Below are 21,188 nucleotides of genomic sequence, written 5' to 3'. Positions count from 1 at the left end.
AAAGAAGTGTCAAAGCCTCAATAATTACAATTTTATCCTTAACTTAATGACATTGAAACGTCAAAGTACTACGTCCCCATTAGTGATTAACGGTGTCCCTTTTTTTATATTTGTGATATACTGGAGGCAAATATTAGCTGGAAGGACTAGATTATGAAACCTGTAGTAGTAAGAAATGTTGCAATTGGTGAGGCTATTCCGAAAATCTGTGTACCGATTGTTGGTAAGATGATAGATGAGATTTTGAATCAGGCGAAGCATATCTGTGAGATAGGAGCAGATGTAGTGGAGTGGCGTGTGGACTGGTTCGAGGAAGTGAATAATTACGAAAGTGTGGAAAATGCTGCGAAGCAGTTGAGAGATATTCTTGGAGAGACACCGATTCTTTTTACATTTCGCACCGCGAAGGAAGGTGGCGAGCGCGCGATAGAACCAGATGAATATGTAGAGCTGAATGAAAAAATTGCGAAAAGCGGGTATGTGGACCTTGTGGATGTAGAAGCATTTATCGGGGATACATATGTGGAAAAAGTTGTAAAAACGTCGCATGAATGTGGAGTAAAGGTAATTGCTTCTAATCATGATTTTAGGAAGACACCTCCGAAAGCAGAATTAATTTCACGTATGCGAAAAATGCAGGAACTTGGAGCTGATATTTCAAAGATTGCGGTGATGCCGCAGAGCACAGAAGATGTTCTGACACTTTTGTCTGCTACGGAAGAAATGAGACGATGCTATGCAGACCGCCCGGTTATTACAATGTCTATGGCAGGAACTGGGGTAGTAAGCCGCATGTGTGGGGAAGTCTTTGGCTCAGCACTTACATTTGGTGCGGCGGGAAAAGTATCTGCACCGGGACAGATTGATGTGGAAGAATTAAGAACGGTACTTGGAATCATACACAAGAGTTTATAATAAGTATGAATTATTTTTGGTTAAAGCATAGACTTGATAAGAAAGGACTTGAATTCGATTATGCAGATTAGTGTATTGCTTGCAGAACAGATTGCCGAATTATTTCTCATGATTCTCATGGGATATGTGATAGTGAAGCTGGGACTTGTAACGGACGATGACAGCAAAATTTTGTCGAAAATTGTCTTATATATTGTGATTCCGTGTGTTATGATCAATGCATTTCAGATAGATTATACGCCGGATAAAGTACAAGGTATGTTTCTTGCGCTGGTTACTTCGATAGTTTTGCAAGTCTTATTATTGATAGCAGTATGGATTATGGGAAAAATATTTTATCTGGATGAAGTGGAGGTCGCTTCTATATACTACTCTAATTCCGGAAATCTGATTGTACCGATTGTGGCTTATGTACTGGGGGACGAGTGGGTCGTATACGGGTGTGTATTCATGGCTGTGCAGTTGATTTTTATGTGGACACATGGAAAATATATTATCAGTTCAGGGGATAGGATTGACTGGAAAAAGATTGTGCTTAACATCAATATGATTGCAATTTTCATAGGAGCGGTTTTGTTTTTGCTGAAGATTCATTTGCCGGTGATTGTAGATGATACACTTCGTGCAGTGGGAAGCACGATTGGGCCGGTAAGTATGATTGTAACCGGTATGTTGATTGCTGGTATGAACCTTCGGGATATATTTACAAATCGAAGAGTATACGCAGTTACATTTCTAAGATTGTTGCTTGTGCCGGTGCTGGCACTGATTATTCTGAAAATCAGTGGTCTGGTTACATGGCATCCACAAGGTGAGAAAATTCTGCTTGTTATATTCCTTGCTGTTATTACGCCGTCAGCATCAACTATTACACAGATGTGCCAGGTATACGGCGGGAATTCAAAATATAGTAGTGCAATTAATGTTATGACAACGTTACTTGCGATTGTGACGATGCCGATTATGGTATTACTATATGAGAAAATTATATGATTTCATATTTTGAACACATTTCAGAGATATTTCAAACACATTTTTTGGTACTTTAAATTGTCGCTGTGGCGTACGCTGCTGTATGCTTAGATCAATCTGTCTTTTATATCAGCAAAATTAATCTCCAGTTTTCCATCATAAATCATAACAGGGATAATATCATCAAATGTATACATATGAGGATAATCGTCGCCTTCAAAGTAGTAGCACAGTACAGTTTCACGCTTCGGATCTACAATCCAGTATTCCCGGACACCGGCGTTCTGGTATTTGGAAACTTTCTTTATGTAATCACGGCTGCGGCTGGAAGGAGACACAATCTCAATACAGAAGTCCGGTGCGCCGTAGACTCCTTTCTCCACGAGCCGGTCGAGCTGGCAGATTACGGAAATATCCGGCTGGATCATCGTGCGGTTATCGCAGTCGAGCTGGACATCAAGTGGCGCTGGAAGGACTTTACATGGGCCTTTATTTTTGCGAATATAAAAACCGATGTCCATTAATAGTTCGCTGATAAGTTCCTGATGTACAGAGCGGGGCGCTTCCAGAAAAATCAGATGCCCGTCGATGAGTTCGGCTCGAACGTCGTCCGGGAGGGCATAGTAGTCGTCCAGAGTGTATTCGCCCTGTTTCTTATCGGAAGAAACAGTATAGGCTGCAGCGGTCTCTCTGATTCCATCGATACCGGAATCGATATCTCTAAAAAGGACATCATTCAGTGCCTTCAATGTTGCATAGCGTGGAGATTTTGTCTCGCCATTCAGAATCTTGTTGATGGTACCTGTCGGTATGCCGGACAGTCTGGAAAGCTGTTCTGTTGTAATACCAAGTTCGTTTTTTCTTTCTTTGAATTCTTCCCCTAATGACTTCATAACAGCGCCTCCTTGAAATATTTTGTTAAAATTAGTATATCTATAAAACGGGTGAAAGTCAATGATGAATATCCGAAAATTAAAAAATAACCGTAAACGGTTAAAAACTATTAAAATAACTTGACTGGGAGGCATGGAATAGACTATGATAATGAAAAAGAAAAGATGAGAGGACTGGGGAAATTATGAAAAAGAGTAATCCAAAGGCACTTATGCCAATTGGTGTATTTTTGGTTTTGTATCTGGGGCTTGGAATTGTTTTTGAATACGTGATGAAGATACCGATGGGATTTTACAACATTCCAATTGTACTTGCATTTATGGTGGCAATTTTAGTGGCCTGTTTTCAAAACAGGGAAGTCAGTTTTGATGATAAATTGTCCATCATGGCGCAGGGACTGGCAGATAAGAATATTATTACAATGTTGTTGATATTCCTTGTGGCGGGGAGCTTTGTTGGAGTTGTGGGAAGAAGCAGTGCAGAGAGTGTGGCATATTTCATGCTTTCACTGATTCCGGCCAAGTTTTCCGTGGCGGTGTTATTTGTAGTTGCGTGTTTTGTATCAACAGCTATGGGAACTTCAGTCGGAACAATTACATTGATTGCCCCGATCGCAGCGGCAGTTTCTGATGCTTCAGGATTTGATCTGGCGCTCTGCATCGGTTCGGTCATGGGTGGTGCTATGTTTGGGGACAATCTTTCTTTTATATCAGACACGACGATTGCGGCGTGCAACGGACAGGGCTGTCCGATGAAGGATAAATTCCGGGAGAATTTCTGGATTGCATTTCCTGCAGCATTGGTAACGTTAGGTCTGATACTTGTATTGTCATTGCGCACGGATCTTGGCGGGGCAGTGAACCATGAGTATCATCTGATTCAGATGGTTCCATATATTTTAGTACTGATTGGCGGTATTATCGGAATCAATGTATTTCTCGTACTTTTGATTGGTATTTTCTCTGGAATTGTAATTATGCTTGCGACAGGACAGACAAGTTTTGTGGATTTGATCAGCAGCATGGGATCTGGAATTTCCGGAATGTTTGAGACTTGTATGGTAGCGGTACTGGTAGCAGCATTGTGTGCGTTGATTCGCGAGTATGGCGGCTTTGAGGCGCTGCTGTCTGTGATACGCAGGATATTTCGTGGACGAAAGGGCGGTCAGTTTGGCATGGGGCTTTTAGTAGCTGCAATGGATATCGCAACGGCGAATAACACGGTGGCTATTGTCATGGCAAATCCAATTGCAGTGGAGATGTCTGAAGAATATGGAATTACACACAGCAAAGCAGCATCACTGTTGGATACATTTTCCTGTATTTCACAGGGAGTCATTCCTTATGGTGCGCAGATGTTGGTGGCATTGTCTGCAATTCACGAGATGGGGCATGAACTTTCAGCATTTGATGTAATACCGAAGTTGTTCTATCCGGGATTATTGTTAGTCAGTTCGCTGATATTTATTTTTATAATTCCTCAGAAGAAAGTTTCATAAGTGGATAAAAACTGATTTTGCCGAATAACTTTTGGAAAAATTGACAATGACATTTATTTCTTATATAATGATAACCTATTGAAATGGTAAGAAAAGGGGACTGCAACAGATGTTAAATCAGTTTTCAAGAACACAGTTATTGCTAGGAAAAGAAGCAATGGATAAATTAAAGAATTCCAGAGTCGCAGTGTTTGGTATTGGCGGAGTCGGTGGATATGTGTGTGAGGCTCTTGTAAGAAGCGGAGTCGGTCATTTTGATTTGATTGATGATGATAAGGTGTGCCTGACGAATTTGAACCGTCAGATTATTGCTACGAGAAAGACTGTTGGACAGTATAAAACAGATGTGATGAAGGAGAGAATGTTGGACATCAATCCAGATATTGAAGTAAATGTTCACAAATGTTTTTTCCTTCCGGAGAATGCAGAGGAGTTTCCGTTTGCTCAGTATGATTACGTGGTTGATGCGGTAGATACGGTGACTGCCAAAATTGAACTTGTTATGAAAGCAAAAGAGATGAAAGTGCCGATTATCAGTAGTATGGGAGCTGGTAATAAACTTGATCCAAGTGCATTTCGTGTGGCAGATATTTACAAGACAAAGATGTGTCCACTTGCGAAGGTTATGCGCCGTGAGTTAAAACAGCGTGGCGTGAAGAAATTGAAAGTGGTATATTCCGAGGAGAAGCCAACGAGACCACTGGAGGATATGGCTATCAGCTGCAGAAATCACTGCATCTGCCCTCCGGGTGCAAAACACAAATGCACAGAGAGGCGTGACATTCCAGGAAGTGTGGCATTTGTACCATCAGTCGTTGGATTAATCATTGCCGGAGAGGTCATTAAGGATCTGACTGTAGAGGAGCGCGCAATTTATTTTAACTAGACAAGACGATCGAAGATAACAAAAAACTTGAACTGTGTGGTCAGTCAGAAGTGGAATATCTTCTGAAGGGGCACACAGTTTTGGATTAAGGACTTGAAATATCAAGATGGGATTACTTATATTCCACTTTATATGACAATGTTGTTATGAAACAGATATTTAGAAAGCGAGGTACTTTTTATGGAATTACAGACAGCATTTGAAACGAGACGGAGCATCAGACATTATGATGCTGAGAAGAAAGTAACGAAAGAGCAGGTGGAGACTTTGATCAAGGCAGCAAGTCTTGCACCGTCATGGAAAAATACACAGACTTCCAGATATTACTGTGTATTATCCGAGGACAAGGTTGCAGAATTCAGTCAAAAATGTCTGCCGGAATTCAATCAGAAAAATTCAGCAGGTGCAGGCGCGTTAATCGTTACAACATTTGTAAAAGGACTCGTTGGATTTGATAATGATGGAAATCCGGTAAATGAAGCTGGAGACGGCTGGGGATACTATGATCTTGGACTGCAGAATGAGAATCTGCTTCTCAAGGCAACAGAGCTTGGGCTTGACACATTAGTCATGGGAATCCGGGACGGCGAAGCTATTCGTGAGATGCTTAATATTCCTGAGACAGAAAATGTAGTTGCAGTCATCGCGGTTGGTTACAAAGCAAAAGAAGCCAATATGCCAAAAAGAAAAGAATTAGAAGAAATCGCAAAATTCTTCTAAAGAACATAGTAGAATATAACATATAAGCATCCCGCCTAGAACAGAAACCCTGGGTGGGGATATTTTTACGTGAATTCAAATTGAATTAGAATGTTTTCACGTAAAAACAACCTTATTTTTCTTTGCTCTCGAAATGTTCTAAAAATTTAGCATAGGAATATTTAAAAGAAGATTATTTCGAAAAAGAGTTTTACGAAAGTATGCCGTAAACTACCGCATGAAATACGGAAGACTGGGATTTCAGATGATAGGAAGAGGTTGAAATTTTACGAGCATAATTAAGAGGAGTTACACACTGTTTGAACCTGTTTTTTAGGTGAGTTTGTGTAACTCCTCTTTAATAAATGGCGTAGTAAAATTTCAAAACCTCAACGTGTCAGAAATCCCAGTCTTCCATATTTATTGTAAGTTTAGAACAATCCTGTAATCTTTCCTTCTGCGTCGACATCAATTCTTTCAGCAGCCGGTACTTTTGGAAGTCCTGGCATGGTCATGATATCTCCGGTCAATGCTACGATGAATCCGGCTCCTGCAGAAATCTTTAAGTTTCTTACAGTAACGTCGAAATCTGTCGGTGCACCGAGTTTAGTGGCATCATCTGTTAAACTGTATTGAGTCTTTGCCATACAGATCGGAGCATTTTCAAATCCAAGGTCAGAGAGCTGTTTTGCCTGTTTCTGGGCAGCAGGTGTCAGGACAGCTTTTCTTCCACCGTAAACTTTCTGTACGATCTGGTCTAATTTCTCCTGGATCGTTGTATCCTCCTCATAGCAGTAGTGAAAGTCATTTGGCTCATCACATAAGCGGATCACTTCTTCTGCTAGCTTAAGACCACCTTCGCCGCCTTTTGCCCATACCTCAGAGAGAGCAACGTTGACGCCAACTTCTTTACATTTTGCTTCTACAAGATCAAGCTCAGCCTTTGTGTCTGTTGGGAATGCATTGATTGCAACAACACAAGGAAGTCCGTATACATTTTTAATATTATTTACATGTTTCATCAGGTTCGGGATACCTTTTTTCAGAGCCTCTAAGTTCTCTTGGTTCAGATCCGCTTTTGCAACGCCGCCGTTGTATTTCAGAGCGCGTACTGTTGCTACGATAACAACTGCATTTGGCTTCAAGCCAGCCATGCGGCACTTGATATCCAGGAATTTCTCAGCACCGAGATCAGCGCCAAATCCGGCTTCTGTGATGGCGTAATCAGCGAGGTTCAGAGCCATCTTTGTAGCTGTTACAGAGTTACAGCCGTGTGCGATATTTGCAAATGGTCCACCGTGAATAATCGCCGGAGTGTGCTCCAGTGTCTGAACAAGGTTCGGCTTCAAAGCATCTTTTAACAGTGCGCACATAGCTCCTTCTGCGTGAAGGTCGTGAGCGGTTACTGGTTTTTGCTCAGAAATCTTTCCATATGTATAACCAACAATGATGCGGCCAAGTCTTTCTTTCAAATCTGTAATGTCTTTAGACAGACACAGAACAGCCATGATTTCGGAAGCAACAGTGATGTCATATCCGTCCTCTCTTGGTACGCCATTGATTCTTCCACCAAGTCCGTCTGTTACAAAACGAAGCTGGCGGTCATTCATGTCAACACAGCGTTTCCATACAATTTTACGTGGGTCGATATTTAATTCATTTCCCTGGTAAATATGGTTGTCGATGAGGGCTGCTAATAAGTTGTTGGCAGCTCCAATTGCGTGAAAGTCACCGGTGAAGTGAAGGTTGATATCCTCCATTGGTACAACCTGCGCATATCCGCCACCGGCAGCACCGCCTTTGATTCCGAATACAGGTCCAAGAGAAGGCTCGCGAAGTGCGACCATAACCTTTTTATTCAGACGTTGCATTGCATCAGCAAGTCCGACAGTTGTGGTTGTCTTTCCTTCTCCGGCAGGTGTCGGGTTGATTGCTGTGACAAGAATTAATTTGCCATCTTTGTTCTGGGATTTTTTTAAGAAATTGTAGTCAATCTTTGCTTTGTATTTGCCATATTGCTCTAAGTATTCGTCCGGGATTCCGGCTTTCTCTGCAATGGCAGTGATTGGTTCCATTGTACACTCCTGTGCGATCTCGATATCAGTTTTCATCTTCATTTCCTCCCTGGTTTAATGCAAGCCTCACGTCGTTAGATAAGTACATGCCAGGCAGATGCCCATGCATGTGTAAACACATGCATGGGCTATGGCTTATCCCCCTGGCATTAATAAAAAAGGACAACATCTATCGTTAGGATAAATGTTGCCCAGACGGTCGGCTTAATACGACTTCTGATTCCTCTGTGGTACTCCACAATTATCCGTCAGTCATCAGAATGCTTAGTAATATCTTATGGTATCCGGAACTAAAAGTCAATGAAAAAATGAACTTCGTTGATATTTATAAGGTAAAATGTTACAATAGTTAGGCAATTTTAAAGTAAATTTTTGAGAAACCAACGACAGGAGGGCATGTGATGACATTACAGCAGTTAAGGTATGTGACGACCGTTGCGGAGACAGGCACTATGAGCGAAGCAGCCCGTCGTCTTTTTGTTTCTCAGCCAGGACTCACAAAAGCAATTAGAGAACTGGAACAAGAGATGGGAATTATCATTTTTGACAGGACGAATAAGGGAATCGAAGTGTCAAAGGATGGAGCGATATTTTTAGGATATGCAAGGCAGGTGCTGGAGCAGGCATCACTTTTGGAAGAGCGCTATAAGCTTCAGGCAGGAGGCAAGAAAGAATTTAGTGTCTCTACACAACATTATTCTTTCGCAGTCAATGCATTTGTTGACCTAATCAAAGAATTTGGCGGGGACAATTATGATTTTTCTCTTCGAGAGACACAGACATATGAGATCATCGATGATGTGGCGAAGATGAGAAGTGAGATTGGAATTTTGTATCTGAACGATTTTAACCGGACCGTATTAAAGAAGATCATCAAGGCAAATGATCTGGAATTTGAGACTTTATTTACGGCCAAACCACACATTTTCGTCAGTACTTCAAATCCGTTGGCAAAAAAAGAATCTGTAACGATGGAAGATTTAAAGACATACCCATATCTGTCTTTTGAGCAGGGAGAACACAACTCTTTTTACTTTTCAGAGGAAATATTCAGTACTACAGAGCGTGCGAAGAATATCCGTGTACGTGACCGCGCGACACTTTTTAATTTACTGATTGGACTGAATGGATATACGGTGTGTAGTGGAGTCATTGATGAGGAACTGAACGGAGCGAATATTGTGGCAGTACCTTTAAAAGAAGAAGGAGATATGGAGATTGGAATTCTGACGCACCACAGAATTCGTGGGAGCCGGATGAGTGAATTTTATATTCAGGCTCTGCGAAAATATATCAGCTGGAAGAATGCCGAGGCATTCTTGATATAAAATTTATATACCGGCAAAACGGTGAAATTGACTTTTGACATGTGCATCTATATAATAGGAAACTGAAAATACAAAGGATGAGTAGAGGTGTTACGCATGGTCGGTAAGAATTTTTCGGGAAAGCAGATGTCAGAGGCATTTATAAACAGCGCATTTCTGGCGTTATCAGGAGGTTTTCAGGACGCTTATACATATAATACGAGAAATGAAGTTTTTTCCAACGCACAGACAGGAAACGTAGTATTGATGAGTCAGCATTTTATGACCGGAGACTGGAAGGCCGGAGTACGATATTTGCTGCCTCTTATAGCATTTGTTCTTGGAGTTTTCGTGGCAGATCAGATTCAGATGCGGTATAAATATGCCAGACGGCTTCACTGGAGGCAGGGGATTCTGCTTGCAGAGATCGTCATATTATTTGTCGTAGGATTTATTCCACACAGTCTGAATATGACAGCGACGATTTTTGTGTCCTTTGCCTGTGCGATGCAGGTGCAGACATTCCGGAAGATGGGTGGTTATTCCTATGCAAGTACCATGTGCATCGGTAACTTAAGAAGTGGAACGGCAGCGTTTTCTCATTATCTTCAGGATAGAAAAACAGAGCAGTTAAAGCAGGCCGCTTATTATTTTGGAATTATCTTTTTATTTGCGATCGGAGCAGGACTTGGCGGCAACTTGACAGAACATTTTGGAATCCATATGATCTGGATTTCCTGTATTCTTCTGGGACTCAGCTTTTTATTAATGTTTGAGAATGAGTGATAAAAATGAATATAACAGAGTTAAGATATATCATTGAAATTGCACAGTGTGGTTCGGTGAGCGCGGCATCCAAGCGTTTGTATGTTGCACAGCCGAACATCAGTAAGGCAATCCGGAGTCTGGAAGAGGAATATCAGATCCAGCTCTTCGTGCGGACAGCGAGGGGAATGGTTCCTACCAGGGAAGGGCAGCAGTTTATTGCGCAGGCGAGACGGGTCATTCAGGAAATTGAAGGGTTGAACCGTAAATTCCCGGGAAATAAAAAAGGGACTGATGTAGAGATGAAAATTTCTATACCAAGAGCCAGCTATGCATCTTATGCATTTGGAAAGTATGTAGAGAAGGTGAGAGATGCAGAAGAGCTGAGACTGCATATCCGGGAGTGCAATTCTGTCCAAGCGCTGGACAATCTTACAAAGAAGCATTACAATCTTGCGCTGATCCGGATGGAAGACAAATATGAAGAATATTACTATTCCATTATTCATTTAAGAGGTCTGGAATATGAAAAAATCATGGATTTCCAGTATCGTCTTGTTGTTAATGAGAATGATCCGCTGGCAACGAAAAAACTGAATGGATATGAAGATCTGGAACCTTATATTGAGCTGATACACGGAGATTCCAGACTGCCGAACGGGGAGTATCTGGACATTAAGGAAACGCCGGAGAATCAGAATGCACACAGACGGATTCATGTATATGAGCGTGGCAATCAGTTTATGCTTCTGAAAGATATACCGGGAACCTATATGTGGGTGTCACCGATTCCGGAAGAACTTCTCCGAAGAAATGGACTGGCACAGCGTAAGATAGAATGGCAGCAGCGGCGGATGAAAGATGTTATGGTATATCCGGGCAGAAAGTTTCTGAGTGAAGATGAACGGGAGTTTATCCGGCAGCTGAAGAAAGAAGCAATAGAAGTCTCAAAATAGCGAGGCTTCTTTTTTTGATCTTTAAAGTTACTTGAAACTAATAAATATATGCAAAAGTATATAGCACTCATGCTTTATTGATATTTTCATGGCAATAAAAATTGAGATAAAATAGAAATAGAATAAATTTGATTCATGAGGAGGTTTTTTATGTTAGACGCATCTTATTACGAGAAGACAGATGAGATTATTGCCTGTCACACGCGTGAAGAGCGGTCGCTGATTCCGATTATCCAGGATATTCAGGAGGAATACCGCTATCTTCCACCGGAATTATTAAGTTATGTGGCCGGAAAAATTGGCATTTCAGAAGCAAAGGCTTTCAGCGTTGCAAGTTTTTATGAGAACTTCTCGTTTGAAGCAAAGGGCAAATATGTTATTAAAGTCTGTGATGGTACGGCCTGTCATGTGCGTAAATCAATTCCGATACTGGAAGGATTATATAAAGAGCTGGGGCTTAATAAAGATAAACACACAACAGATGATCAGTTATTTACAGTAGAGACCGTTTCCTGTCTTGGCGCATGCGGACTTGCACCGGCAGTCATGATCAATGACGAGGTGTATGGTAAGATGACACCGGAAAAAATGAGTGAATTAATCAAAAAACTGCGGGAGGAATAACAGATGAAACTGGAAAACAGAACACAACTTACACTCCTGCGTGAACAATGCCAGGAGAAGAGAAATAAAGAAACATGTAAGATACTGGTCTGTGGAGGGACCGGATGTCTTGCAGGTGGTTCTGACAAAATCTTTGACAGATTCAGTGAACTGACAGCGGGTATGGATCATGTTGAGGTCAGAATCGGAGCAGAGATTGCACATGGAGAACATGTCGGCGTTAAGAAAAGTGGATGTCATGGCTTTTGCGAGATGGGTCCGCTTGTCAGAATTGAACCTTATAATTATCTCTACTTAAAAGTAAAGCTGGAAGACTGTGAAGAAATCTTTGAAAAGACAGTCCTCCATGGAGAGCCAGTCACACGTCTGATGTACAAGCAGGATAATGAGGTCTATCAGACTCAGGAAGAAATTCCATTCTATGCAAAACAGACAAGACTTGTTCTGAAAAACTGCGGTCACATTGATGCAGAACATATTGAGGATGCACTGGCAGTAGGTGCATATGAAGCATTTGAAAAAGCTGTATTTGAGATGACGCCGGAGGCCGTAATCAAGACGATTACCCAGTCAAATCTGCGTGGACGTGGAGGCGCTGGTTTCCAGACTGGAAGAAAATGGTCCCAGGTTGCCGGACAGAAAGAAAAGATCCGTTATGTCGTCTGCAATGGTGATGAAGGAGATCCGGGAGCATTCATGGACAGAAGCATCATGGAAGGAGATCCGCACCGCATGATCGAAGGTATGATGATTGCAGCCTATGCGGTACAGGCACAGGAAGGATATATTTATGTCCGTGCGGAATATCCGCTGGCAGTCAGCAGACTTCGCATTGCAATCAGACAGGCAGAAGAGCTTGGAATTCTGGGAGACAATATTTTGGGAACAGGATTTAGCTTCCATTTACATATCAACCGTGGAGCAGGAGCTTTCGTATGTGGTGAGGGCTCAGCCCTGACAGCATCCATTGAAGGTAAGCGTGGAATGCCGCGTGTAAAACCGCCTAGAACCGTTGAAAAGGGATTGTTTGGAAAACCGACGGTTCTGAATAATGTTGAGACTTATGCGAATGTACCGATGATCGTGAAGCATGGAGCTGACTGGTATACAGGAATCGGAACACCGGAAAGTCCGGGAACGAAAGCATTTGCCCTGACGGGAAATGTAAATAATACTGGTCTGATCGAGGTGCCGATGGGTATTACGTTAAGAGAGATCATCTTTGATATTGGCGGCGGAATCCGTGATGGCAAGAAATTTAAAGCTGTTCAGATCGGAGGACCATCAGGAGGATGTCTGACAGAATCACAGCTGGACAGTAAGATGGACTTTGATTCACTGACGAAGATTGGTGCCATGATCGGTTCTGGAGGACTGGTTGTTATGGATGAGAATACCTGTATGGTTGAAGTTGCAAGATTCTTTATGAATTTTACGCAGCGTGAAAGTTGTGGAAAATGTGTACCATGCCGTGAGGGAACGAAGCGTATGCTGGAGATTCTGGAGCGTATCGTTGCCGGAGAAGGAAGAGAAGGGGACATCGAAGAGCTGGAAGAGTTAGCTGATATGATTGAAAACACAGCTCTCTGCGGTCTTGGAAAGAGTGCGCCAAAACCGGTAATCAGCACGATTCAGGCATTCCGGGAAGAATATGAAGAGCATATCCGTGATAAGAAATGCCGTGCCGGTATCTGTGCAAATCTCCGGAATTATAAGATCAATCCGGAAAAATGTAAGGGATGCTCCAAGTGTGCAAGAAATTGTCCGGTTGGTGCCATTACAGGCAAGATTAAATCACCGTATGTGATCGACAGCGCAAAATGTATCAAATGTGGAGCATGTTTAGAGAATTGTTCCTTTGGTGCAGTCTATACAGAATAACCGAGGAGGAAAGAATATGGGATCAATGATGATTGATGGACGGCGTGTGGAATTCACGGATGAACCAAACGTTCTGGCCGTTATCCGCAAAGCCGGAATAGATATACCAACATTATGCTACCATTCTGAATTATCCATTTACGGTGCATGCCGTCTTTGTACTGTAGAAAATGAATGGGGAAAGACGTTTGCTTCCTGTTCAGAAAAACCGAAGGACGGAATGGTCATTTATACGAATACACCAAGACTGATAAAATACAGAAAGCAGATTATAGAATTGCTTTTAGCATCGCACTGCAGAGATTGTACAACCTGTATCAAGAGTGGGGAATGTCATCTCCAGGATCTTGCACACAGGCTGGGAGTGCACGATGTCCGATTTGAGAATACAAAAGAGCCACATCCGATTGATGACAGTTCACCAGCAATTGTACGTGATCCAAATAAATGTATTCTCTGTGGTGACTGTGTGCGTATGTGCGACAATGTACAGGGAGTAAATGCCATTGATTTTGCCTATCGTGGAACAGAAGCAATTGTATCTCCTGCATTTAATAAGCCAATTGCCCAGACAGACTGTGTAAACTGTGGACAGTGCCGTGTTGTCTGTCCGACCGGAGCAATCAGTATCAAGACGAATATTGATGTTGTCTGGGATGCGCTTGCTGATAAAGATACCATTGTAATTGCCCAGATTGCACCGGCTGTACGTGTGGCAGCAGGTGAGGAATTCGGAATTCCAAAGGGTGAGAATGTGATGGGAAAACTGGTCGGAGTTCTTCACAGACTTGGCTTTGATGAGGTCTATGACACAGCATATGGAGCTGATTTGACAGTTATGGAAGAGTCGAAAGAATTTATGGAGAGATTCAACGCAGGAGAAAATCTTCCGTTATTTACCTCATGCTGTCCGGCGTGGGTGAAATTCTGCGAGAACCGTTATCCGGAATTTGTTCCACATCTGTCTAGCTGCCGTTCACCACAGCAGATGTTTGGAGCAGTCGTAAGAGAATACTATAAGAATCCGGAAAATAATGCCGGTAAAAAATTAGTATCTGTATCAATTATGCCATGTACGGCAAAGAAAGAAGAAATTCTTCGTCCAGAATCGAAAACGAATGGCAGACAGGACATAGATTATGTTCTGACAACAACCGAATTGATTTCTATGATTAAGCGGGCAGGAATTATGTTTGACCAGGTTGAAATCGAATCTGCAGATGTACCATTTGGAATTGGTTCCGGAGCCGGAGTGATCTTTGGAGTGACCGGAGGAGTCACAGAAGCTGTTCTTCGTAAGATTACACAGGGACACAAGCGTGCAGATATGGAAGAATTGAAGTCCAGCGGAGTGCGCGGTGATGATGGAATCAAAGAGATTGTCTATGATTATAATGGCAAAGAGATCAAAGCTGCAATCGTAAGCGGCCTTGCAAATGCAGACCAGCTGCTGAAGAAGATTAAGAGCGGAGAGATTCATTATGATTTCGTAGAAGTTATGGCATGCAGACGCGGATGTGTCATGGGTGGCGGACAGCCACTGGATGCAGGTGCACATACGAGAGAAGCACGTATGCAGGGACTGTATAAGGCAGATGTCAATACCCAGATTAAGAAATCAGATGAAAATCCGATGGTACAGTCTTTGTATGAAGGACTTTTGAAAGGTAAAACACATGAACTTCTGCACAGAAATTTTGCAGAAGCAGAAAAAGAAAAAAATAAATAGGAATAATTCAGTAAAACTACAGAAAATCTTAAGAAAAGGAGTGTATAGTGGAGTGTGAAAGAGAGGGTTATTATGGCTTATCACACAACACCATACTTACTCCTTTTTTTGCCGGCAGCACTTCTTTTCTATCAGATCACTCCGGCAAAATGGAGAAGTTATACATTGCTCATATTTAGTTATTTGTTTTTCTGGAGCTTTAGTGAAAAATTAATTATTTATCTGATCGGGACAACATTTCTGACACACCATATCTGTATCTGGATGGATACGATGGACAAGCGCGACAAGAGAAAAAAGAGAGTATTTCAGTTAGGAATTCTTTTGCTTTTGGGAACGATTTTGTGTCTGAAGTATCGAAATTTTTTCTTTGGAAATGTTTCGAAGCTGGCAATGGTGCTTCATATAGACTGGAGCTATCAAGATCAACTGATCTTTTTGCCAATTGGAATTTCTTTTTATACACTATCTGCAATCGGATATATGGCAGATGTGTACTGGGGAAAGGTAAAGGCAGAGTACAGTCTGGTGAAAACCGCATTGTTTCTTGGATTCTTCCCGGTAATCGTAGAAGGTCCGATCTGCAGATGGGAAGATGTGGAAGATACGTTGTTTAAAAATGAATCTGTAAAAGCAGAGAATGTTTTTAAGGGCTGTTATCGGATCATCTGGGGATTGTTTAAAAAGATGATTATTGCGGACAGGCTTGCAGTGCTGGTCGACAAGGTGTATGTCGGATACGAGAGCTACAGTGGTGCCGTGATCGTGGTAGCGGCGATTTCTTATACGATACAGTTGTATATGGAATTTTCGGGCTGTATGGATATGGTCATCGGAAGTGCCGGACTTTTTGGAATTCGCCTGCCGGAGAATTTCAGTCAGCCGTTTTTTGCAAAGACATGTACAGATTTCTGGAAACGATGGCACATTACGCTTGGTGTCTGGTTCAAAAACTATATCTTTTATCCAGTATCCATTTCCAAGACGGCCAGAAAGTGGAATAAATTTACGAGAAAACATTTCAAAGGGGATTTTGGAAAATATGTGGCGAGAATGGGAATTGCAGCAATGGCACTTTTCCCGGTATGGATCAGTAATGGTCTGTGGCATGGTCCGAAATGGAATTACATTTTTTACGGATTATATTACTTTGGATTGATTTTTATGGGACTTGCATTGGAACCGGTAAGAGACAGAATTCTTGCAGTACTTCATATTAATCCAGAGTGTATGTTCTATAAAGCATTTCAGACAGTGAAGATGCTGATCATCATATTCACGGGTGAAATGTTTTTCCGAGGAGATGGCTTCCGTCAGGGATTTCATATGTTTAAAAGTATCTTTCAGGGATTCAAGACAGAGACGTTTAAGGATGGCACCTTGCTTACATTAGGTTTGGATCAGAATGATTTCAGAATTATAATAATTGGCTGTATGATAGTATTTTTCGCAGATCTGATAAAGGAGTATTGGCCGAAAGAAACAAAAATGTGTCAAAAACAGTGGATCTGCACGGTTGAAAAAGCATTTGTTCCTGGAAAATGGGTCATTTGTTATGGTCTTGTTATGGCAATTCTGATCTTTGGGGCATATGGAGAAGGTTATCAGATGATTGATTTGATTTATGCAGGATTTTAGAGGATATAGGCATGAAGAAAAAGATAGGAATATTTATATTTATAGTGATATGCAGTACGGTGATGTTATCTGACTGGATAGAACGTATCTATATCGGCAGACTTGCAGGGCTGCCGGGAAGATATAACAGCTATGTCGGTATTCAGAAAGAACAAAAAGATTCTATAGATATGCTTGTACTTGGGGACAGCGAGAGCATGACGTCGATATCTCCGATGGAATTGTGGAAAAGTACCGGAATTACAAGTTATATATGTGGACAATCTGGTCAGCGTATTTCGGAATCATATTATATGTTAAAGCATGCTTTAGATTATCAGTCACCACAGGTCGTACTATTGGAAACTAATATGTTGTTTCGCTATACGAATACACCGGATAGTCTGCGCAGTTCTATCAGCGATACAGCTATGTATTATTTTCCGGTGTTACAATATCATAATTTGTGGAAAAATATTGTGAATGACCAGATACCAGAAGGATGGCAGTCTTACAAAGGCTTTGCAATCCGGTCGGGAGTGGCAGCATACAGCAAAGGCAGTTACATGAAGAAGACGAAAAAGGAAAAAGAAATACCCCAAATAAATCTCTGGTATTTGGATAAAATCCGGAAACTGTGTGAGAAAAACAAAATTCAGCTCTTGCTTTACACATCGGCTTCTCCGGTGAATCATAATTACAAGAGATACAATGCAGTGCTAAAATACGCCGGGAAGTATGGAATTCCTTATATTGATTTTAATCAGAAGCTTAAGGAACTGGGAATCGACTGGAAAAATGACACCCTGGATAAAGGCGATCATTTGAACCTGTCAGGAGCACATAAAGTTACAGATTACATGACCATGTATTTGCAGGAGCATTATATGCTGCCGGATCACAGAGGCGATGAGAAATTTACGAGCTGGGATACGATGGCATCGCAGTATACAACGGAGACAGGATATTAGGTTGTTAGAATTTCATAAAAATCCCAAGATGAAGAGCTTATAGAAGAGCTGTCCATCTTGGGATTTTTATCATTTTACTGCAGTTAGTCTGTATAAAAATGATAAATAATTTGTTTTTTATAAGTTTCACCGGCTTTTACCACGGGGCTTGGAAAATTCGGATGATGAATAGCATCTGGAAAATATTGTGGCTCGAAGCACACAGCATCTCTTGCTTCGTATACATGCCCTTGCTTTCCGGCAACATGCTCCAGATAGTTGGCAGTGTAAAGCTGGATTCCAGGATAATCTGTCGATAAGTCCATGGAGATGCCGCTCTGGTCACCTGTTGCGGTCAACACTTTGTGAGGAACGCCATATCCGGTTCCAATTACCCAGTTGTGATCGTAGCCGCGGGCAGTCTGTAACGTAGAATCTTCAATATCAGTGCCAAGATAACGTCCGTCACGAAAATCCATAACCGTTCCGGTGACAGAAGTAATTTCTCCGGTTGGAACAGAAGCAGCATCAGTTGGAGTATAGAAGTCTGCTGCCAGCGTAACCTTATGATTCAGAATATCACCGGAACCTTCTCCGTTCAGATTGTAGTAACTGTGGTGCGTCATGCTGATCAATGTATCCTGATCCGGAACTGCTTCGTATGTAATCGAGAAAGCAGGCTCTTCGTTCTGGCCGGAAATCTCGTAGGTGACAGACATGGTCAGTGCTCCTGGGAATCCCTGATCCATATGAGGACTTTCCAGAGAAAATGTAATGGAGGTGTCTGTTTTAGCGGCTACGTTCCAGATCCGTTTCGAGTAAGAGTCCGGACCGCTGTGAAGATTATTTTCACCATCGTTGGCAGCCAGTTTATATTCTGTACCATTCAGTGTAAATGAAGCACCTCCGATACGATTGGCACTTCTGCCGACATTATTTCCAAAGCAGGTGTCATCGGCCACATAGCCTGCAAGATCATCATAGCCAAGGACAACATCCGTTGGCTTGCCATTCTTATCCGGGACGAGCAGGCGTACGAGAGTGCTGCCGTAATCTGTGACAGAAAGTTCGATGGCGTCATTTTTTAATGTATATAATCTGACTGTTCTGCCGTCACATAAAGTTCCGAAATCAGTAGTTGTAATCATAATCCAATCTCCTCGTAGAAAACAAATATATAAAACTAAAACTGAAACTAAATTTAGTATAGTACCTGGAAAGAAGTTTCGCAAGAAATAAAAAGTATAGACTTATATAGAATATATAAAAAAGTAGACAAAAGAAAAGAAAAAGAGCATAATGTGGTTATTGAAAAATCAAAGGAAGAAAACATATGAAAAGATATAATAGAAAGAAAAATATCCGCTGGAATACGATGAAGATTCTGGTAACCGGATTTTTGCTTGTAATTGTGACCGGAGCAGTTCTTTTATGGCTTCCGGTCAGCAACCAGAAGCCGATTGAATTCTTTGATGCGTTATTTACATCGGCATCTGCAGTGTGTGTGACAGGGCTGGTCACAATCATTCCGCAAACTCAATTCACATTATTTGGAAAAGTAATTTTGTTGATATTGATACAGATTGGCGGACTTGGAATCATTGCCTGTGTAACGGCATTCTTTTTTCTCTTACGCAGACAGATTACTGTCAGGGAGCGTATGGTTATCCAGGAGACGTATAACGCAGATTCTATTGGTGGTATTGTAGGAATGGTCAGAAGAATTCTGATCGGAACATTTACGGTTGAGGGCGTGGGAGCTTTATTCTATGCAGTGCAGTTCGTGCCGGAATATGGATTGCTGCGTGGAATTGGGTATAGCATCTTTCATTCGGTATCTGCGTTCTGCAATGCAGGAATTGATATACTAGGTTCAGACAGTCTGGCAAAATATATCTGTAATCCACTCATTAATATTACGACAATGCTTCTAATCATCTTAAGTGGTATTGGATTTAGTGTCTGGTATGATGTGCTGGGGAATATTAAAAAAATCCGAAAGAAAGAAATTCCTGGAAAATGGTGGTTTACAAGGCTACGGTTGCATTCAAAGCTTGCAATCGTAACAACCTTGATATTGCTGGCAGTGGGAACATTGCTGACATTTTTACTGGAATATCATAATCCGGATACAATTGGACACTTAAGTTTTGGAGAGAAATGGATGGCATCTGCCTTTCAGTCAGTGACGACCAGAACAGCGGGATATTCTACATTTTCACAGGCAGGTATGCATGAAGAGACAAGATTTCTGAATATCCTTTTGATGTTTATCGGAGGATCACCTGGAGGAACGGCAGGAGGTGTGAAGACTACTACTATAGCAATGCTCATGCTTACATGCATTGCATTTGTCCGTGGGGGACAGGATACGGAATGTTTTGGAAGAAGAATATCCGCACAAAATGTCAGAATGGGATTTGTGACAGTCGTGCTTGCACTGATCTGTTACTTAACTGGAACAACATTGATTGCAGTATTTGAAGCAGACAGGTTATCCTTTCTGAACATTATGTATGAGACGGCTTCTGCGCTTGGAACCGTCGGTCTGACTGCAGACCTGACTTCCCATCTGTGCAGGGAAAGTCAGGCGGTAATTATTGCACTAATGTATATTGGAAGAGTCGGACCTATGACAATTGCACTTTTGTTTGCAGGAAAAAAGAATCAAAAAGACAGGGTGCGCACACTTCCGACGAATAATATACTGGTAGGATAAAGTAAGAAAAATGAAAGAAAATGTGATATGGAGGAGATACAGTGAAGAAGCAGTATGCGGTATTTGGGTTAGGTAGTTTTGGAGAAAGTGTTGCCATTGAGCTTCAAAAATTAGGTTGTGAAGTGGTTGCAATCGATGCAAATATGGAGCGTGTGGAGGCAATTGCGAATCAGGTGTCCTATGCTATGAAAGCAGACATTGAAGATGCAGATTTTATCCGTTCGCTTGGAACGAGGAATCTGGATGGAGTTGTAGTAGCGGCATCAGACAATATGGAAGCGAGTATCATGGCAACACTTGTGTGCAAGGAAAGTGGTGTTCCATATGTTATGGCAAAGGCAAAAAATGAACTTCATGCAACAGTGCTTGAGAAAATCGGAGCAGATTCTGTTATTTTTCCGGAAAAAGAGATGGGAATGCGTGTGGCAAGGAATCTGATGTCTGCAAACTTTACGGACTGGATCGCGCTCTCACCGGATTATAGCTTGGTCGAAACAGAAGTGCCGGAAAAATGGGTTGGCAGGACGCTTTTAGAGTTAGATGTAAGAAAAAGTTATGACGTTATTGTTGTGGGAATCAAGATGGGAGACAAAGTAGAAGTCAATCCAGATCCAAAAGAACAGCTGAAGGAAGGGAATGTTCTGATTTTGATTGGATCAAATCAGGCACTGGAAGCTATACAGTAGAAGAATGGAGAAAAA

The 21,188-nt window shown here is 41.7% G+C and carries 18 protein-coding genes and 1 riboswitch; of the genes, 15 read left to right on the top strand and 3 right to left on the bottom strand.

The genetic code is table 11. From position 1 onward, the window contains the following. The first annotated feature begins 153 nt into the window (after positions 1-153). Positions 154-915 (top strand): type I 3-dehydroquinate dehydratase, encoded by a 762-nt coding sequence (aroD, locus tag LI164_RS12955; RefSeq protein WP_005333113.1) that lies wholly within the window; start codon positions 154-156, stop codon positions 913-915. A 60-nt stretch (positions 916-975) separates the two neighbouring features. Then, positions 976-1,908: an AEC family transporter gene (locus LI164_RS12950; protein WP_005333114.1), complete on the top strand. Its 933-nt coding sequence runs from the start codon at positions 976-978 to the stop codon at positions 1,906-1,908. Positions 1,909-1,994: 86 nt separating this feature from the next. Here the strand turns inward: LI164_RS12950 and LI164_RS12945 are convergent, their stop codons facing one another. Then, on the bottom strand, positions 1,995-2,780 hold the full coding sequence (locus LI164_RS12945) for a Uma2 family endonuclease (protein ID WP_040015489.1): 786 nt from the start codon (positions 2,778-2,780) through the stop codon (positions 1,995-1,997). A 185-nt stretch (positions 2,781-2,965) separates the two neighbouring features. On the opposite strand from LI164_RS12945, the gene LI164_RS12940 reads away from it, so the two are divergent. From LI164_RS12940 to LI164_RS12930, 3 genes are all read left to right on the top strand, one after another. Continuing rightward, positions 2,966-4,279 carry a Na+/H+ antiporter NhaC family protein gene (locus LI164_RS12940; RefSeq protein WP_005333117.1) on the top strand — a complete coding sequence of 438 codons (1,314 nt, stop codon included), beginning with the start codon at positions 2,966-2,968 and terminating at the stop codon, positions 4,277-4,279. A 109-nt stretch (positions 4,280-4,388) separates the two neighbouring features. Further along, entirely contained in the window at positions 4,389-5,165 is a 777-nt protein-coding gene (locus tag LI164_RS12935) for a ThiF family adenylyltransferase (RefSeq protein WP_005333123.1), read from the top strand. 180 nt (positions 5,166-5,345) lie between these two features. Continuing rightward, complete coding sequence (locus LI164_RS12930) at positions 5,346-5,885, top strand: nitroreductase family protein (RefSeq protein ID WP_005333130.1); 540 nt, start codon at positions 5,346-5,348, stop codon at positions 5,883-5,885. A gap of 410 nt (positions 5,886-6,295) precedes the next feature. On the opposite strand, the gene LI164_RS12925 is transcribed toward LI164_RS12930, so the two are convergent. Continuing rightward, complete coding sequence (locus LI164_RS12925; RefSeq protein ID WP_227087248.1) at positions 6,296-7,981, bottom strand: formate--tetrahydrofolate ligase; 1,686 nt, start codon at positions 7,979-7,981, stop codon at positions 6,296-6,298. A 140-nt stretch (positions 7,982-8,121) separates the two neighbouring features. Then, positions 8,122-8,205: riboswitch (ZMP/ZTP riboswitch) on the bottom strand. Between the two features lie 135 nt (positions 8,206-8,340). Here LI164_RS12925 and LI164_RS12920 point away from each other — a divergent pair. The 8 genes from LI164_RS12920 to LI164_RS12885 all read left to right on the top strand — a co-directional run bounded on the left by LI164_RS12920 (position 8,341) and on the right by LI164_RS12885 (position 17,789). After that, complete coding sequence (locus LI164_RS12920) at positions 8,341-9,267, top strand: LysR family transcriptional regulator (RefSeq protein ID WP_029731456.1); 927 nt, start codon at positions 8,341-8,343, stop codon at positions 9,265-9,267. Between the two features lie 96 nt (positions 9,268-9,363). Continuing rightward, complete coding sequence (locus tag LI164_RS12915; RefSeq protein ID WP_181975151.1) at positions 9,364-10,032, top strand: YoaK family protein; 669 nt, start codon at positions 9,364-9,366, stop codon at positions 10,030-10,032. A 5-nt stretch (positions 10,033-10,037) separates the two neighbouring features. Continuing rightward, positions 10,038-10,967 carry a LysR family transcriptional regulator gene (locus tag LI164_RS12910; RefSeq protein WP_147567059.1) on the top strand — a complete coding sequence of 310 codons (930 nt, stop codon included), beginning with the start codon at positions 10,038-10,040 and terminating at the stop codon, positions 10,965-10,967. A 150-nt stretch (positions 10,968-11,117) separates the two neighbouring features. Continuing rightward, positions 11,118-11,591: an NAD(P)H-dependent oxidoreductase subunit E gene (locus tag LI164_RS12905; RefSeq protein WP_005339454.1), complete on the top strand. Its 474-nt coding sequence runs from the start codon at positions 11,118-11,120 to the stop codon at positions 11,589-11,591. 3 nt (positions 11,592-11,594) lie between these two features. Next, positions 11,595-13,472 carry an NADH-quinone oxidoreductase subunit NuoF gene (gene nuoF / locus LI164_RS12900; protein WP_117605696.1) on the top strand — a complete coding sequence of 626 codons (1,878 nt, stop codon included), beginning with the start codon at positions 11,595-11,597 and terminating at the stop codon, positions 13,470-13,472. A gap of 16 nt (positions 13,473-13,488) precedes the next feature. Then, positions 13,489-15,201: a [FeFe] hydrogenase, group A gene (locus LI164_RS12895; RefSeq protein WP_040015491.1), complete on the top strand. Its 1,713-nt coding sequence runs from the start codon at positions 13,489-13,491 to the stop codon at positions 15,199-15,201. A 72-nt stretch (positions 15,202-15,273) separates the two neighbouring features. Beyond that, the gene (locus tag LI164_RS12890; protein ID WP_005333144.1) at positions 15,274-16,839 is read left to right on the top strand and encodes an MBOAT family protein; all 1,566 of its coding nucleotides are present in this window, start codon (positions 15,274-15,276) and stop codon (positions 16,837-16,839) included. An 11-nt stretch (positions 16,840-16,850) separates the two neighbouring features. Further along, the gene (locus LI164_RS12885; RefSeq protein ID WP_005333145.1) at positions 16,851-17,789 is read left to right on the top strand and encodes an SGNH/GDSL hydrolase family protein; all 939 of its coding nucleotides are present in this window, start codon (positions 16,851-16,853) and stop codon (positions 17,787-17,789) included. A gap of 83 nt (positions 17,790-17,872) precedes the next feature. Here LI164_RS12885 and LI164_RS12880 read toward each other — a convergent pair whose 3' ends face one another. Beyond that, complete coding sequence (locus tag LI164_RS12880) at positions 17,873-18,916, bottom strand: aldose epimerase family protein (RefSeq protein WP_005333146.1); 1,044 nt, start codon at positions 18,914-18,916, stop codon at positions 17,873-17,875. Positions 18,917-19,101: 185 nt separating this feature from the next. Between LI164_RS12880 and LI164_RS12875 the strand changes: the two genes are divergently transcribed. Next, positions 19,102-20,487: a TrkH family potassium uptake protein gene (locus LI164_RS12875; protein ID WP_005333147.1), complete on the top strand. Its 1,386-nt coding sequence runs from the start codon at positions 19,102-19,104 to the stop codon at positions 20,485-20,487. Positions 20,488-20,528: 41 nt separating this feature from the next. Next, a complete protein-coding gene (locus LI164_RS12870; protein ID WP_227087247.1) occupies positions 20,529-21,173 on the top strand; it encodes a TrkA family potassium uptake protein in 645 nt (214 codons plus the stop codon). Positions 21,174-21,188 lie beyond the last annotated feature (15 nt).

This window comes from Dorea sp. 210702-DFI.3.125 (genome assembly GCF_020560945.1).
Classification (GTDB): Bacteria; Bacillota; Clostridia; order Lachnospirales; family Lachnospiraceae; genus Dorea; species Dorea formicigenerans.
This window is presented reverse-complemented; position numbering and strand designations above follow the sequence as displayed.